We start from the raw sequence: 16,301 nt of genomic DNA on the forward strand, positions 1-16,301 counted from the left end.
ACGACCAACACAAACGATACCTAAGGCGGGTCACTTCTCGGTGGAAATGCCGGGTCAGCTCTCAGTGGAAATCAACACAACAGGGCCCCTTAAAGCGATGCTGCCATCCGCATGCTCAGACCATATGGTCAGAGAGATAGAAAATCGTTTTCTCAAGGGATGCTCGATCCCGACAAAACTGGTTCAGGGTCTCGAGAAAAATCGATGAAGCGTGCTTCGGCAACAGATATTTGACCGCGGTCGATAATGTGCCGCTTGGCCCCACATCGATAAATATGCAATCCTGTCGAGCGACAAGGTTGCGGATGGTCGATTTGAAATCCACCGGCTGGCGGATGACGTTCCACAAATGCGTCTCATCGATGCGCTTGATCTCATGCCCTTTTTGCGCGGAGATGATAGGTATCCTTGGCGAGGCGAAATTGAATGATCCGCCCATCTGGAGAAAAAATGGCTTCAACGGTTCGACGACCGGCGAATGAAAGGCAAAGTTGACCGCCAGACGCTGCGTGACAACGCCGGCGCCGTCGAGATAGGCCTGCAGCCTCGTGATCTCTTCCGCCAGTCCGCTTACCACGAAATTGGTGTCGAAGTTCCGGCCGGAAATACTGCAACGGGCAAAGGCATCCGGGTGATCGTGAAGAATGCCTTCATCGCCAAGGATCGCCAGCATCCCTCCTGCCGGGCTCTTGCTTGTCAAAAGCGCCGCGAACTCCACCGAGAGCCGAATGCCCTCCTCCAGCGACAGGGCATCTGCGACGACGGAGCTTGTCAGCTCGCCCAGGCTGTAGCCTAAGAGATAGTCGGGAGATATTCCGGCTTCGCGCAAAAGCCTCGCCAGACAAAACTCGATGGAAAGCAGGGCCGGGTTGGTGAGGAGAATATCGTCGAAACGTTCCGTCCGGTCATGGTCGCCATAGAGTGTCGCCGTCAGGGACCGGCCAGTCGCGTCTTTGACCAGGGTGTCGCAATGGTCCATCCATAGCCTGAACCGGGGATGATGTTCATAGAGCTCGCGCCCCATTTGAAAATATTGCGAGCCCTGGCCGGAAAACATAAAAACAATCGGCTTTCGCATGATGCTACCCGAACCGGTCTATGCGTTCACCGGCACGATTTCGTTCAAATCGAAATAGCCGTTGTAACCCTTCATGTAGATTGCGGCGCGATGGCCAAAGAGAACGACGGCCTCGGTTCGTGTTTCAAGCTCGTCATAGTCATGAAGCGTGCACCGGACCTTTGTGCCGACGGGATATCGGGCGTTCCAGGCGCCGACCATATTGTTTGCGTCGCGGGGCGGGCGATTGCCGGAGGTATCTTGAACATGAACAGCCGAAACCGGCTTGGGTTCAATGTTAGCCCGGCGGTCGACGACCAGACTGGTGTCCTTCGGGATATGACGAAGCATCTTGGTCAACACCTCGCCGTGGCCGACTTCCTCGAACGTCATCGGCTCATCGGCATCGGCGCATGCCATCAGATATTGAATGCTGTCACACCAGAGCACACTGCCGGCAAGCTGGGCCGCAAGCGTGTCTGCGATATCCTGGTTCTTGTGAGGTCTAGCCGTGACGTTTGCAATCGCCGGGATCGCCAGCGGCGAGAATGTAAATTCGCCCAGGAATCTCCTGAACTGTTCGCTGCTCGGCTTCATCAAACGCGAATGAAACGCGCCGCTGGTGTTGAGCGGGTGATACATCATGTTTCCCTGCTGGAAAAATGCCTGCGCCCGCTCAATTTCATCGGCCCGACCGGAGATTACGATCTGCTGTGGGGTGTTGTAGTTCGCAACATCGATATTGTGCAGCGCATTGTCCCGCAGAATGGCGGCGACTTCCGCTTTCGTCGCATTCAGGATCGCCGCCATCCGGCCTTCGGGCGCCTGGGCCATCAGCTCGCCACGCTTCTTGACCAGCCTAAGGCCGGTTTCAAAATCAAAGCATTCCGCCGCCAGAAGCGCATTATATTCCCCCAGGCTGTGGCCCGCTACATAGTCTGGCTTGCGTCCGGTTTCATCCAGCTTCCGATAGTAGGACAGAGCGTTGACGACATAGAGCGCAGGCTGCGTGAACTGCGTCTGGTTCAGTTCACGCTGCGGATTCTCCAGGCACAGGGTCTTGATGGAATAGCCAAGAATATCATCGGCCTTTTGCGTCAGCTCTTTGAACGCATCAAACAGCTCGCCACCCATTCCTTTGGCCTGCGATCCTTGACCGGGGAATATAAATGCTTTCATAGGACACTCCTGTTCAAGATATCCGAGTGATTTCACTCATTGTTCATAAATGCAGAGCAACTGCTTTCTTGAAATACGCTGCTCTGAAGGGTAGCCGAACGCATTGTTGGTATATTCGATATTTTCTACTGTGACGCCGCGATTGACATGGCTGTGACCATAGACATGCAAATGCCTGCTGGCCTGTAATTGGCGGGCCTGCCTGTCCAGGCCAATGCTTCCTAAAACCGGATAGATGTAGCGGTAATGTGCGGGAATATAATCGGGCATCAAATCAATGCGCGGTACAAAATGCGAGAATGAAATAACCACTTCATTCTGCACCGACAGCACGGATTGATTGAGGTTCAAAAAATGAGCGGTGACATCTTCCGCGCTCATCTTGTCGGGCCAGAGGCACGCACGAAAATCGACCCATGTTTGCAGTAATTGTTCGCCCGGCGATCCGAAGGAATAGTCATACCAGCCCAATAACGGCACAATCGACAAAGGCCCGAAATGGTGGGCCTCCGTGCAAATGTCGTGCTCTCTCGCGAGTTGGCCCAGAAAACGAAATTTATCGAAGGACGTCATGCCTTGGTTTCGCGTTACCCATAGGTCATGATTGCCCGGGACAAAAAACACTTTCAGGAACTTGCGCCGCAGCGCAATAAAGCACCATTCCACCAGCCTTATTTCATCTGAAATATCGCCCGCCAGGATCAGGATATCGGACTGGTAATCGACATCGGACAAGTTTGAGAGCCAAAGCCTGTTCTCTTCATAGTCCAGATGGACATCGGACACCGCAAAAACTCGCATCGCGTCTATCGCTCACATTCTATCAGGCTATTGAAAATAAATGGATTTCTCACATTGTAGCCTTTGAATATGTTTCTCCATTTTCGATTTGAAAGAGCGTCACAACTTTTTTGTTTTCAAGAACCTTGAATTGCCCGGAAAAAACCGACCCCACACCGAAATGCGTTCCGAGCTGCTGGTTGACCTCGAATAGAACTGTCCCCTGTCCCCAATCGATGTGCGTCAGAGAAATGGCCGGAAAGTCGAAATAGAATTTGACGTGAGGATAGGCCGCTTTGAAGAAGCTTTCCTTCATCGAAAAGATCAGCGTGAAGACGATATCCGGTCGTGGAGATCCCGTGAGCAGAAACATCTCGTTCTGATTGACCACGGCTTTCTGGATATTGTTCCTTGTCTCCTCACTGACAACGTCTTCAACGTCGAGCCCTATAGCAAACAGATTGTCGGATCTTGCCGTTACCGCCAGAGCGTAGGCGTGACAATGGCTGATCGATCCGACGATGCCCGCCGGCCAGACCGGGCTACGTCCCTCACCGATACCGATGATGCCATCCGGCACCTCCCATGGCGCCAGTGACTGATGGGCGCAATAGCGCCCGGCAATGAACTCGGACTTCCGCTTCACGACGGCATTTTGGATGAATGTCTCATAGTCGGCGTTCAGGCGAGGGATTAACGCATCCGAATAGTGATTGGCGTCGAAATCCGCTTGGAAGACGGAGAGCGCCGGATTGGCAAACCAGGAAACCGGATTGGCGTTGGAAAGGAATTTATCCATGCAGCAGTTCCCGAATAGTGGACATGACAAGTGCTTCACTCTGATCCGGATGGATGAACAGATGATCGCCTGGGAAAACCGGCATCGAGAAGGAACCGGTGCTGAGCGTTTGCCAGGCTTGCATATCGCCGTATGAAACCTGCCGGTCATTTTCGCCGTGACACGCCACGAAGGGGATCGATAAGGGAACGATGGCGGCGGGGTCGAACGTGCTCACCGTTCGCATGATCGCGACGATGGCGTGCAATTGTGCCGCGATGAAATCTGGTGGTAAATCAATTAGCCCCATCTCCCTTGTTCTCTGGTGATGCAGCGCAATGATTTTTCCGACCAGGGCATCGTTGGCCGGGTCGAGTATCTCGCTCAAGGTCGGGATGTGATGAATCCCACCCTTTTCATAGTCCTGCGCAGCCATCCTGATCACCGGATTGGGCGTGATCGTCGGCGCCGTGAACGCGCTGACGATCAGTTTTTCCGGCAAGGGCTGCTTCGATTTTTGCAGATGCAGCGCCCACGCATAGGCAATCAACGCACCCGAGCTATGTCCGAACAGGGCAAAGGGATGATGCAGTTCCTCCCCCAAGATCGAGGTTAGTGTTTCAGCGATTTCAGCAGCCGATTCAAGGGGACGTTCATCAATCCGGTCGCCATGACCGGGCATTTCAACCGGTACGACCTGAATATGATCCGGGAATTGCCCGACCCAGTTCTTGAATACGACCGGCGAGGAAAGGTGCCCGTAAGGGAAACAGTAGAGGCGCAATCCGGTGGAGCCTCCGGCTTTACCCCGAATCCATTTATCCCTGTCGCGGGAATAGGGCTTTAGCGTCCGCCGCACCTGACGAACATGTTGATGATATTGCTGGAAATCTCTGTTCCGGTCGTTTTCGCGATCCTGCTCGTGGCCCGCTTCGCCGATCATGCCCAGGAGGTCGTCGACGGTCACGTTGAACAGGTCGTGGACGGGCTTGTTGATCTTGTCCATCATCGCCCGGATCCGCATCATCATCAGCGAATCCATACCCAATTCCGGCAAAGGCACGTTCGTCCTGACTTTTTCCGGACTCGTATCCAGCCTGTCGGCGATGAATTGCAGCAGTACCTCTGGCCCGGTTTCCTGAAGCAGGTTCTCCGAGGCCGCATGCGGCTCAGCCTTGTGCGCTATTTTCTGCAGCCGCGCGGTCTGGCAATCGATAGAGACATGGTTGTCGGAATCGTAGACGGTCCATGAGGTGGAAAAGTGACTGGCCTCTGCATCGCCCACCGACAGCAGTCGGTTATGCAGACCATATGTCTTGTCCCGACTTAACGGCCTGTAGATGGTGATACCTTTCAAGGCGGTCGTCATGTATGGCGCACCCGCGGACGCCTCAAGCATCATGAAAGCGGGCTGGATGACGGCATCGAGAAATCCGGGATGAGCGCCCAGCCTGTAAGCTGCGGGGTCAAAGCTCGGGGATAGGGCCGAATAGGCTTCCGAAGAATAGAGGCGGCTGTCTTCAATGGCCCGCGCAAACCCTCTTCCTGGCATTCCCATGGCTTCGTAGCGCCGGTAAAATTCTTCGTTGCTTATGTGGGCCAGTACCGACTTGCCTTGGTTCGTATTCACGAAAGATGGGGGAACCACATCGATTTTCGGATCGACCGTCGCCTGCGCAGCCAGTCCCCAGCCAGCTTTTACCGTCGCATACCTAAAATAGATATCCGCCTGGTATAGACGGCTATCCGATGATCTGACGATGATCTGGATCTCGGTGCTGACCTGCTGCGATATCTGCAACGGCTGCAAAAAAGCCAAGTGATCGATAAAGATCGCGCAGGCATTAAAGTGATCTGAGAAAACCTTGTAGAGGGCCTCGATATAGAAGCCGATATGGAAGTTTCCAGTATCCTCGATGCCGGTCAGTTGCCATCTATCGATTGTGAATGCGGCACGGAAGAGATCGGTGGGAGAGTCGATGCGTTGATAAGCCAGGAAGGCTTGCTGGTCTTTCGCGGCTGGCTTGTCTGACGGCGATTGTGGCGCGGCGGATCGATCGACCCAATAGGAATCGAGATTGAAATCGTAGAGCGGATAGTCTTTGAGGGCATGCACATCCGCCATGCCTGCCGGGGCGCTCGCCAGCAAAGTAAACCCATTCAGCCCGCCAAAGCCAAAGGAACTGACGCCGGCGGTTCGCACCTCCTCGGTCCACTCGACCGGCTGCTCCGGTAGCAGGAATGCATAATTGTCCATCTTCAGCAGCGGGTTCACCCTATTGAGATGATTGTTCCCCGGAACCTTGCCGTGGTAAATGCACAATGAGGCCTTGATGATGCTGGCGATACCTGCCGCGGGTTCCAGATGCCCGATGTTCGTCTTCAAGCAGCCAAGAATGCAGGGCGTTTGCGGATCCCTTTGCTTGCCGACAACATTTCCCAGAGCCTCGATTTCTACCGGATCACCCAAGTAGGTTCCCGTCCCGTGGGTTTCGATGTAACCCAGCATTTCCGGCCGAATATTGGCGTCAGCGCAGGCTCTTTGGATCACCGCTTCCTGTGCCAGACCATTGGGTGCTGTCAGCCCGTTGCTTCTACCGTCTTGATTGATGCTACAGCTTTTGATGACCGAATAGATTTTGCCGCCGGAGTATCGATCGTCCGCCAAACGCCGAAGCACGATGACGCCCACCCCCTCCCCCGGCACATATCCATCCGCCCGCTCGTCAAACGTTTTGCATTTTCCATCTCCGGACAACATATTCGCATGTTGCAGCAGCTTGGTGGCTTCCATATTGAGATTGAGGCTCACAGCCCCCACCAACGCGTAGTCGATCCGGCCTTCGTTCAGATACCGGCAAGCAATATCAAGGCTGGCCAGGGAGGAGGAGCAAGCCGAGTCCACCACAAAACTCGGCCCCTCTAGATCATAGTGATATGAAATTCTGTTTGCCGAGATGGAGCCGGCGTTCCCTGTAGCCATGAACAGGCTGTTTTCGGGATTATACTGGCGACCCATCGCGAGATACTGACTTGGATACTGGGAGATGAATACGCCGGTATTTTTGAAGTTCGCATGTTGCCGAATGCCGGCATCGGTCAGCGCCTGATGCACATTCATCAGTAGCAATCGCTGCTGGGGATCCATACATCTCGCTTCTCTCGGGGAAATATTGAATAAATCCGGATCGAATAAATCAATGTCGTCCAGGTAACCGCCATAGATATTCTCGATACCCACATCGAGTTCACGTTCATCCAACCCCAACAGGGTAAGCCTTGAACGGGGATAGTGGCTGACGCCATCGAACTGGTCCAGTAACCGTTCCCAAAACAGCGGCAAATTGGCTGCGCCGGGGAACTGGCAGGCCATGCCAATAATGGCGATGTCCCGATTGTTCGCTTTCACGCCGGATGCCAATACTTCCAGCCGGGCGTTGAGATCGTTAATCGTGATCAGGGCGTCTTGTAGCAGACTGTCTTTATTCATTATGCCGGCCTCTATTCGGTATGAGCAAGCAATTGTTCAGAGCGTCGCATGGCTGCCTGCAGTTCACGCGCGACCGAGAAGCCTGGATCTTCGGTCTTGGTATCCTTCTCCCGGCGTGCCGGCATCTGAGAGGACAGGTATTTGGCCAGTTTGGAAATTGTCGGATAGCGGAAGGTGAGCGAAGGCGAAATGTCCACGGACAGTTCTACGGACAACTCCTTGAAATACTGAATAGAATTGATCGAATCCAGGCCGAGGTCGGACAGGTTTTCCTCCGGTGATACCACTTCGAATTCCATCATCGCGGCCAGTTTTTCACTGAGGTACGTGACCAATTGCTCGCGGGTCATCTGCCCTTGCCGGATTGACGGCGCTTCGCTGTGGAGCTTCCCGACGTCTATTCCTTTGTCATCCCCCGTTTCCTTGGCAAACACAGGCGGCTGCGCCTTCGGTGCAGATCGCTGATCCATCGCTCGGACATAATCCGCAAAGAATGGCAGCTTGCCGAGAAGCCCGTTTGCCCGGGAGAACTTTTCCCAATCGACGTGGAAGACGGTGCTCGAGGGGATAGATCGCGCCAGTACAGCCTCCAGAATTCCGATAGCAGACGCTGGAGACAGCATGTGGATGCCCACGGCGTCCATGAACGCTTTGTGACCATGCGCGACTGCCATGCCGACTTCATCCCAGTCTGACCAATGGATCAGCTGAACGGGCTTCCGCCGCTGCCTGCGCAACTCCGCCAGGGCATCCAAAGATGCGTTGGATGCGGCATAGGCCCCAAGACCATTGACCTGCATCCCTTCAATGGCAGCCGTGGATGAAAACAGGCAGAAATAACGTAATGGATCTTCGGCAGTGATTTTGTCCAGCGCATATGCCCCGAAGAACTTGGGGCGAAGGACCTCCATGAGCGTGTCTTCGCTCATGTCGCCGAGGGGGATGGCATCCGTTGTCGTGCCTGCGAGATGAAAGACACCGGTTATTGGTTGCTGGAGCCTGCCTCTCACGGCCTCGAAAGCCTCCGCAAGCTGAGCGGACTGGTGAATATCCACCTGCATGTAATGGACGACCACACCCTGCCGGCCGAGTTTGTCGATCAAAGCCTGGATGGCGAGCGGAGCCTCGAGATCGGGATGTTGCAGGATTGCCGTGGCCGGCTTTCTGCCAATGACGATCAGCTCAGTGGTTCCCTTGTCGATCAACCATTGCAGGACCTTGAAACCAATCCCGCCAAAGCCTCCCGAAATCACCATGCAGCCGGAGGCATCCAACTCGTGCTCACCGTCAGCAAGCGCCAGCGGGATCAATCGCTGCACCTGGCGTTCTTGTCCATGGAACGCGACTTCCGTTTCATCGCTTCGGCTTCTTATTTCAGCATGGATCTGAGCCATCGTCTCCTTGCCGAGCCGATCCACCTGGATGATCGAGGCCTGAAATTCCGGATATTCGTAGCGCAGGAAGCTGAAATACTTGGACAGAAGCGCCTGGACGGGATCTTGCATCACGGACAGGAAAACCACTTTCGGAGGCGTCTCGACCAGATTGTTGATCAGAAACGTCATCCACCGATGGAGCTTGTGACTTTCCCACTGCAGATGTCGTTCCAGATCCTCGCCGCTGCAGGTTTCCATATCGATCCTGGACGGCACATAGACGATGCCGCCGATGCCGCCGGAGCGGATCTGTTCCCGCAGGATCTCATAGTCGAGCTGCTCTTTGCCGAGAACGATGTCATAACGACCCTCGGGCTGAACATCGTCCGCGATCAGGCAACTGCGGACCTTTGCATCGCCCCAACGGCGCGTTTCGAAGACAGCCGGATCTTCGGCAATCACCAGGAGAGTATCGACCGGGATCTGTGACCGTGTCGTGCCGCTATCCAGCGCCATGTCACGCCACTGAACGTCAAACATGGCGTCCTTGAGCATCACCCCAGCCGAAATATCCTGCCGGACCGGCTCGCGGTTTGCGGCAGTTTTTTTCAGGGAGTCCTGAGCGATCCAGTAGCGCTTCCTGGCGAAGGCATAAGCCGGCAGCGGCACGCATCGCAGGCCCGCATCATCCTCATAGAGATGCTCCCATGGGATGTTGGTCCCGTTGACCCAGAGCAGCGCCAGCTTTTCGGCCCGCCCCTTTTTCAGCAATGTGCGCAGATAGTCGCGGTCTTCCTCCGTACTCAGATCGAGATCAAAACCGCTGCTCTGCTTGATGGAGGTCTCGTACCAAGCTCGACCGGCTGGGCCGCCGGCATCCTGTTCAATATAGGCTTTCAGGGCTGCCAGCAGTTCTGTTTTTCCGGCTGCGACGAAAGCTAGACGATGAGAGAACACGGCGCGGCGGGTTTGCAACGTATAGGCGATTTCTTCGAACTGCCATTCCTGCTCCGTTCCGTCCAGCAGCCACTGGTACAGATTGGTAGCCAGATGCACCAGCTGTCCCGGCACATGGGCCGAAAGCGGAATCACCAAGGGCATGCCTGAATGGGGAGCGTCGGACTGACGATGATGCTCGGGCGCCTCTCCCACTATGACATGCACATTCACCCCGCCGGCGCCGAACGAACTGATACCGGCATATCGGGGATATGCCTCACCCTCCTGTACCGGCTGAGGCCAGGCCGATTTCTCCTGCTGCACGTAAAACGCGGTGCGTTCGAAATCGATGTTCGGATTGAGCTGGTCATGCAATAGGGACGGCACCAAGGTCTTATGCTGTAGCTGCAGGACCGTCTTCGTGAGCTGCGCGATGCCGGCGGCTGCTTCGCCATGTCCGATATTCGACTTCACCGAGCCGATGGCGCAATATTGCGTCTTGTCGGTATACTGCGAATAAACATCCATAAGCCCCTGGATTTCGATCGGATCGCCGAGCGCCGTGCCGGTGCCGTGGGCCTCGACATAGCTGATGTGTTCAGGGCTGATATCAGCCTGCCGGAGCGCCGCTTCGATGGCCTTTGACTGGGCGACGGGATTGGGCACCGTATAGCCCTGGGTCTTGCCATCGTGACTGACGCCAGTTCCCTTGATGATCGCCAGAATGGAGTCTCCATCGGCTATCGCCTGCGAATAAGGTTTCAACAATACAATTCCGACCCCTTCGCTTGGCACATATCCATCACCATTGGCGGCGAAGGCATGGCAACGGCCGTCGCTCGAGGCGAAACTGGTGGCGCAAAGGGTGATGTATTTGCTCGGGTGAAGGGACAGGTTAACGCCACCGGCGAGAGCAACGTCGCACTCTGCCCGCTTAAGGCTTTCGCACGCCTGGTGAATGGCCAGCAGCGACGAAGAGCAGGCGGTATCGACGGTAAAGCTGGGGCCGGTAAAATTGAAGAAGTACGAAACCCGATTGGCAATGGAGAATGTTTGCGAATTCGCCAGATAGGTCGGAGTTTCCGCAGCTTCGGCCATGATCAACTGATAATTATTGAACGTAACACCGGCGAAGACACCAATGTTTCGCGCTTTTCGCTGCCACTGTGCACCGATATATCCAGCCGTTTCCAGGCACTCCCAGGCAGTTTCGAGGAAAATCCGCTCCTGCGGGTCCATGAAACGCGCATCCTGGGGAGAGAGCTTGAAAAAGCCGGCATCGAATTGATCGACATCATCGATAAACCCGCCCCATTTGCAGTAGAGTGCATCCGGCCTGCCCTTGGCCGGGTGAAATAACGGGCGATAGTCAAATCGCTCTTGCGGGATTTCGCGAATACTATCTTTTCCCTCGGAAAGATTCTGCCAGAAGGCTTTCAGATTCTTCGCGCCCGGATATCGGCCGCTCATCCCTATGATCGCGATATCTTCATCCGCCGATGGCTGATGGCGGGACCGCTGCGGAGACTGCGCTACCGGTTTGGAAGATACCTGATCGGCTGCTGCGACGACGGATGGAGCCGGTCGTGACGTTTCTGGGCCTGCGTGTTCGATATGCCTCGCATGTTTGGCGCTTAGATAGCCAGCTAACGAAGAAAGCGTCTTGTATTTGAAAAACAGGGTGGCATCCGTATTCCCTGTCCATTTTTCCAGATGCTTGTTTAACTCCGCAATGAGGATTGAATCCAATCCCAGTTCCTCAAAATCGGCGTCCGCATCGATCCTGTGCGCGGGAATTTTGGTCGCTTCGGAAACCATCCCGGTCAAAACCGCCAACGTACGCTTGTGCAAATCCGGTGTGCCCGGAACCGCAACGGCGTCAGGCTTGCGTACTGGTGATGCAACCGCCGCCTGTGACACAGAAATTGCCACGGCCGGAGGATGATCGGATGATACTGGTTCAAGCCAGTACCGCTCGCCGACGAACGGATAAACCGGCAGCCGAATACGGCTTGGTTTCGGCTCGCCGTACAATCTCCGCCATTCGACCGGTTGACCGTTTACCCATAATTTCAGCAATTCGACCGAAGCTGCCGGACTTGTCCATTGCCCGATCAGCCGGTCCAGTTCGTAGGCATCGACCCCGCTGGATAGATCGCGAAGGTTTCCCTTCACGACCCCTCTATGGAGACCAGCAGGCTGGGCTTGCTCGTCGAGGCAGGCCTGAAGCATCCGCTTCAATTCCTCTTTCGAGCGAACCACGAAGCCCAGGCGCTCCTTCATCGCTTCGCGGCCCACCTGCAGGGTGTAGGCGATATCCGTCAGCGATTCCGACGTGTCCCGCATGATGAAATCGAGAAGATCGCCGGCTCTTGCCCTGAGCCGGTCTTTCGTCTTCGCCGACAGCACGATCAGATGCGGACCGGCTTCCTCATCCCGCGCGACCTGATGGACTGGCTGCTCGCCAACATATTCCTCAAGCACGACATGGGCGTAGACGCCTGAAAAGCCGAAGGAACTCACGCCTGCCCTTCTCGGATGGCCGAGCGGCATCTCCCAGGGAATGTTCTCCTTGTTGATATAGAGAGCCGAATTGTTGAGCTGAATATAAGGGTTGAGTTCCTCGTAAAACGGCATCGCGGGAATTTCTCTGGCACGCATCTGCGCGACCGCCTTGATGATACCCACGATCCCGGCCGAACCTTCGGTATGCCCGAGATGCGCCTTCGCGGACCCCAGAGCGCAAAAGCCGGTTTGCGGCGTGAATTCCTGAAAGGCTTGTGTAAGCGCCGATACTTCAATGGGATCGCCCAACTTGGTGCCGGTGCCATGCGCCTCGATATAGCCGAGGGTCGATGGATCTATTCCGGCATTCTTCCAGGCGGAAACGATGACGTTTTTCTCTCCCGATACGCTGGGCGCGGTGATCGAAGGGGTGAATCCGCCATGCAAGGCAGCCGAGCCTTTGACGATCGCATAGATCCGATCACCATCCTGAATGGCCTTCGCAAGTGGTTTCAGCAGGATGCTCGCGATGGTTTCGCCGGGCACATAACCGTCCGCCCTGGCATCGAAACTATAGCTTCGGCCCGTGGGAGATAATGCGCCGATACTCGAGAAATACCGGTAGTGATGGGAGGACAACAATAGGTTCACGCCCCCGACGAAGGCCATTTGGCATTCCTCGCGCTGCAGCGAATGGCAAGCCTCATGCAAGGCGACCAGCGATGCGGAGCAGGCGGTATTGAAGGCGAGGCTTGGTCCGGTCAGGTTCAGCAGGAACGATACGCGGTTGGCGATCACGGTCGGCGCGTTGCCGACGCCCTGATGCGGGTTGATCGGTCCGTTTAGCTCGGCGATCCTGTCCATATAGTCATGCGAGCACACCCCGACGAAAACACCGGTTTTGCTGCCGCGGATCTCATTGATGAGGCCGGCGTCCTCGCCGCAACGGTAGACGCTTTGCAAAAGCAGCCGCATTTGCGGGTCCATCCATTCCGCCTCCTTGGGCGAAATGTTGAAGAATTCGGCATCGAAGCGATCCACGCCGTCAATGAAACTGCCCCACTTGCAGTAGGTCTTGTTCGCAGCTTCCCTGTCTTCCTCAAACCAGGGCCTGTAGTCCCAGTGATCTCGAGGGATTTCTCTCATCATGTCCTTGCGGGTTCTGATAGCCTCCCAGAAGGCATCGACGCTCGCAGCCTCCGGGAAGCGCCCGTCCATTCCGACAATGGCAATATCCTGGAAACGTCCGGGGTGTTCGGATGGAACATGAGGCGGGCGCGGATCGAAGCCGGTCTCCACGGGCGCTGACGAACGGGGCGGTTCGACGGGTCCGAACGCGGCCGGTGGCGCGGCGTCGGCCGCAGTCGACAAATGTCCGGCAATCACATCGCGATGTTCCCGATCAAGATAGGCGGCGAACGCATTGATCGTCGAATATTCGAAAAATACGGTGGGCATCAGCTCCAGCCCGTATTTCTGGTTCAGATCCCTGACGAAATCCATCAGCACGATGGAGTCGAACCCATACTGACTGAACTCGACATCCAGCTCCAGCTTATCGGCGGCAAGCTGGATCGTCGCGGCAACTTCCTCGACAAGCAACGTCTGGATCTCGCGCAAGCGGCTGGTTTTGACGGCGCCTTTCTCTTTCGCCGCACCTGCGGAGATGGCGAGAGGGACCGTCGGAGGCGCTTCGACATGCGAAATAAACTTTCTCAGTTTGTCGGCAGCACCATGAAGGACCAGCAACTGCCCGTATCCTGAGTTGAGCCCCTGGTAAAATGCCGTCAGTCCGTCGGCGGCCGGCAGGGGCCACGCCCCCATTGTCTGGCGCATCAGTGCCTTGTGGGTATCGCTCAAAGCCATGCCGCCCTCTTCCCAAAGCGGCCAGTTCAGCGAAAGGGTTCGGCCAGATCGCTTCCCCTCCAGCGCCAGCTCGTTCCGATGGGCTGCAAACGCATCCATGAACGCGTTGCCAGTGGCATAGTCAGCCTGTCCCGGATTGCCAAAAGCGGCACTGATCGATGAGAACAGCACCAGAAAATCCAGGCCGAGGTCGCGTGTGGCCAGATCGAGATTGAACGTACCGGTCACCTTCGCCGCGAGAATCGCTTCGAAACCGGCCGAGGTTTTCTTGCCGATCAGATCGTCCGAGATAATGCCGGCGCTGTGAATGATGCCGTTGAGCTGCCGATATTGCTTGCCGATATGGTCGACAAGTGCGTGGACCTGCCCAATGTCGGAGACGTCCGATTGCAGATAATCGATGCGATCGGACTGCCGCTGCAATGCGGCCAGCTGCGCCTGCTTTTCGAGACTCAATCCGCTACGCCCGGTCAAGATCACTCTGGCATTGGCCGTTTGCCGAAGGATGTCTCTGGCGAAAATCAACCCGATGCCGCCGAATCCACCGGTGATTAGATAGACGCCCTGATCCTTAAGCGGACTATCGGACAAGGCATGGCGCGGCTGCACTTCTTCCCAATCCAGCACCATGCGCTGCGCCTGCCTGTACTTTATCACCGCATCCTGCGGTGCGTTCCGACCGGCTTGCAACTGCTCCGCCAGATCCTGTGCCTCGCCCCCCGGCGGTGTCAGCACGATCTGCCCGCAAATGAACGGATGCTCCAGCGCCGCCGTTTTCAGCAGGCCCGACAATCCCGTGAGCACGCGACCTTCCTGATCGTCGGGAGCCACGACCTGAAGCAGCACCTTTCCGTCCGGCTTGTGAGCGACGATCGATCGGATCAGTTCGAAGCACGACAGAGCGTATCGCGTAAAGCGCTCAGCCAGATCATGTTGCGGCGACGACAGGATCAGGCACTGCGCATCAGGCAACAATGCCTGCAAATGCGCCGTATCTGTCTCCGGCATATCGCAAAGCACGAGATGACGCCGGGCATAGGAACGGGTCTCCTGCCCTGTTGCCAGTGACGTTGCACGCCACGTCGGCATGAGCACGAGACCGGCAGCTTTTTCCGATGGCTGGGCCGACATCGCGGCTTCGTCGTTGAGACGCCGGAAGGAAAATCCCTGAAGACGAGCATGGACCCGACCTTGCATATCGGTCAGGTCGACGTCCAGCTTGATGACGTTTCCGTCCTTTTGATAGTCCGACGCGTAACGCACCCAAGCATACATATTGCTGGTGCACGGACCGTAGATACTGATGGTTTCAAGTGCGAACGGCAGCGAAGGGCCACCGGAGTGCTGCTTGCTGTCGGCAATGAGCAAGCAGGCGGCCTGCAAAGCACTTTCCATCAAGCTGGGGTGCAGGACATAGTCGCTTTGGCTATCCGCCACGACCGCCGGCAACGCCAGTTTGGCGAGAACATGGGTATCGCTCCGGTATAATCCGGTGACGCCCCGATAGGATGGCCCATGGAAAATTTCAACGCGCCTGAATGTGGCATAGAAATCCTCCATATCGATGCCGCTCGGCTGCATCTGGGCGAGCTGCTCCTGCAGCCTCAGTGCTTCCGGCTCCGCTCCAGCGACAATCAAAGCCCTCCCGCGGCAATGAACCGTTTTGCGCTCCGCTTCCTGGCCATAAATCTCGAAATCGATTTGCCCATGCTGCGCAGGGGACAGGACAACGGTGATCTGTTTGGGTGTTTCGACGACGATAGGCTGTATCCAGACGACGTTCTTGAGCTGAACGAAACTGCCTTCACGCCAGGTTCCGCCCGCATGTTCAACGGCAGCCCTGACAAGCTCCAGATGCGCGACGCCGGGCAGAATGACTTTGCCCTGTATTTGATGATCGGCCAGGAAGAACTCCCGCCCGCTGAATGTCGAACTGTAGCTTTGACGTCCAATATCCGAGATGTCGGTGTGCAGCAGCGGGTGAAGCGCAGCCGCCTTGGGGGCAGAGACCACCGGCTGCGGCGCGTCTTCGGCAACTCGCCAATATCTCTCCTTGGCAAAGGGGTAGGTCGGCAATGCCATTCGGTATGGCGGGTGGTCGCCATGGAGCAACGGCCAGTCGACCGTTCCACCCGCGACCCACATCTGCGCCAATTTTTTCAATTCCCGTTTCGATATCCATTTCTGGATCATGTCCCGGGCATCTTCATCCGCGAGGAAGAGCTTCAAATGATCGGGCGGGTTCTTGATATCCGCATAAAGATGATCACCTTCAGCCTGGCCATCGCTCACGAAACGGGTGAGGTTCTCGATCAGCTTCGCCACGGTGCC

6 protein-coding genes are annotated in these 16,301 nt (G+C 56.1%); all 6 read right to left on the reverse strand.

Annotation, left to right across the window (positions count from 1 at the left end):
- Positions 1–115: 115 nt before the first annotated feature.
- Genes AB6803_RS16825 through AB6803_RS16850 form a run of 6 tightly spaced genes read right to left on the reverse strand, consistent with a single transcriptional unit; the run spans position 116 to position 16,295 of the window.
- Positions 116–1,078, reverse strand: coding sequence for an acyltransferase domain-containing protein (locus AB6803_RS16825; RefSeq protein WP_371109964.1), 963 nt, complete (start codon positions 1,076–1,078; stop codon positions 116–118).
- Positions 1,079–1,096: 18 nt separating this feature from the next.
- Positions 1,097–2,272 (reverse strand): ACP S-malonyltransferase, encoded by a 1,176-nt coding sequence (gene fabD / locus AB6803_RS16830; protein WP_371109965.1) that lies wholly within the window; start codon positions 2,270–2,272, stop codon positions 1,097–1,099.
- Positions 2,273–3,037 carry a metallophosphoesterase gene (locus tag AB6803_RS16835; protein WP_371109966.1) on the reverse strand — a complete coding sequence of 255 codons (765 nt, stop codon included), beginning with the start codon at positions 3,035–3,037 and terminating at the stop codon, positions 2,273–2,275. It lies immediately after the preceding gene.
- A gap of 49 nt (positions 3,038–3,086) precedes the next feature.
- Positions 3,087–3,815 (reverse strand): 4'-phosphopantetheinyl transferase, encoded by a 729-nt coding sequence (locus AB6803_RS16840; RefSeq protein ID WP_371109968.1) that lies wholly within the window; start codon positions 3,813–3,815, stop codon positions 3,087–3,089.
- Entirely contained in the window at positions 3,808–7,284 is a 3,477-nt protein-coding gene (locus AB6803_RS16845) for an alpha/beta fold hydrolase (RefSeq protein WP_371109969.1), read from the reverse strand. Before AB6803_RS16845 ends, AB6803_RS16840 begins: the two co-directional genes overlap by 8 nt.
- A gap of 11 nt (positions 7,285–7,295) precedes the next feature.
- Positions 7,296–16,295, reverse strand: coding sequence for an SDR family NAD(P)-dependent oxidoreductase (locus tag AB6803_RS16850; RefSeq protein WP_371110243.1), 9,000 nt, complete (start codon positions 16,293–16,295; stop codon positions 7,296–7,298).
- Positions 16,296–16,301 lie beyond the last annotated feature (6 nt).

This window comes from Rhizobium sp. RCC_161_2 (assembly GCF_041355235.1).
Classification (GTDB): domain Bacteria; phylum Pseudomonadota; class Alphaproteobacteria; order Rhizobiales; family Rhizobiaceae; genus Rhizobium.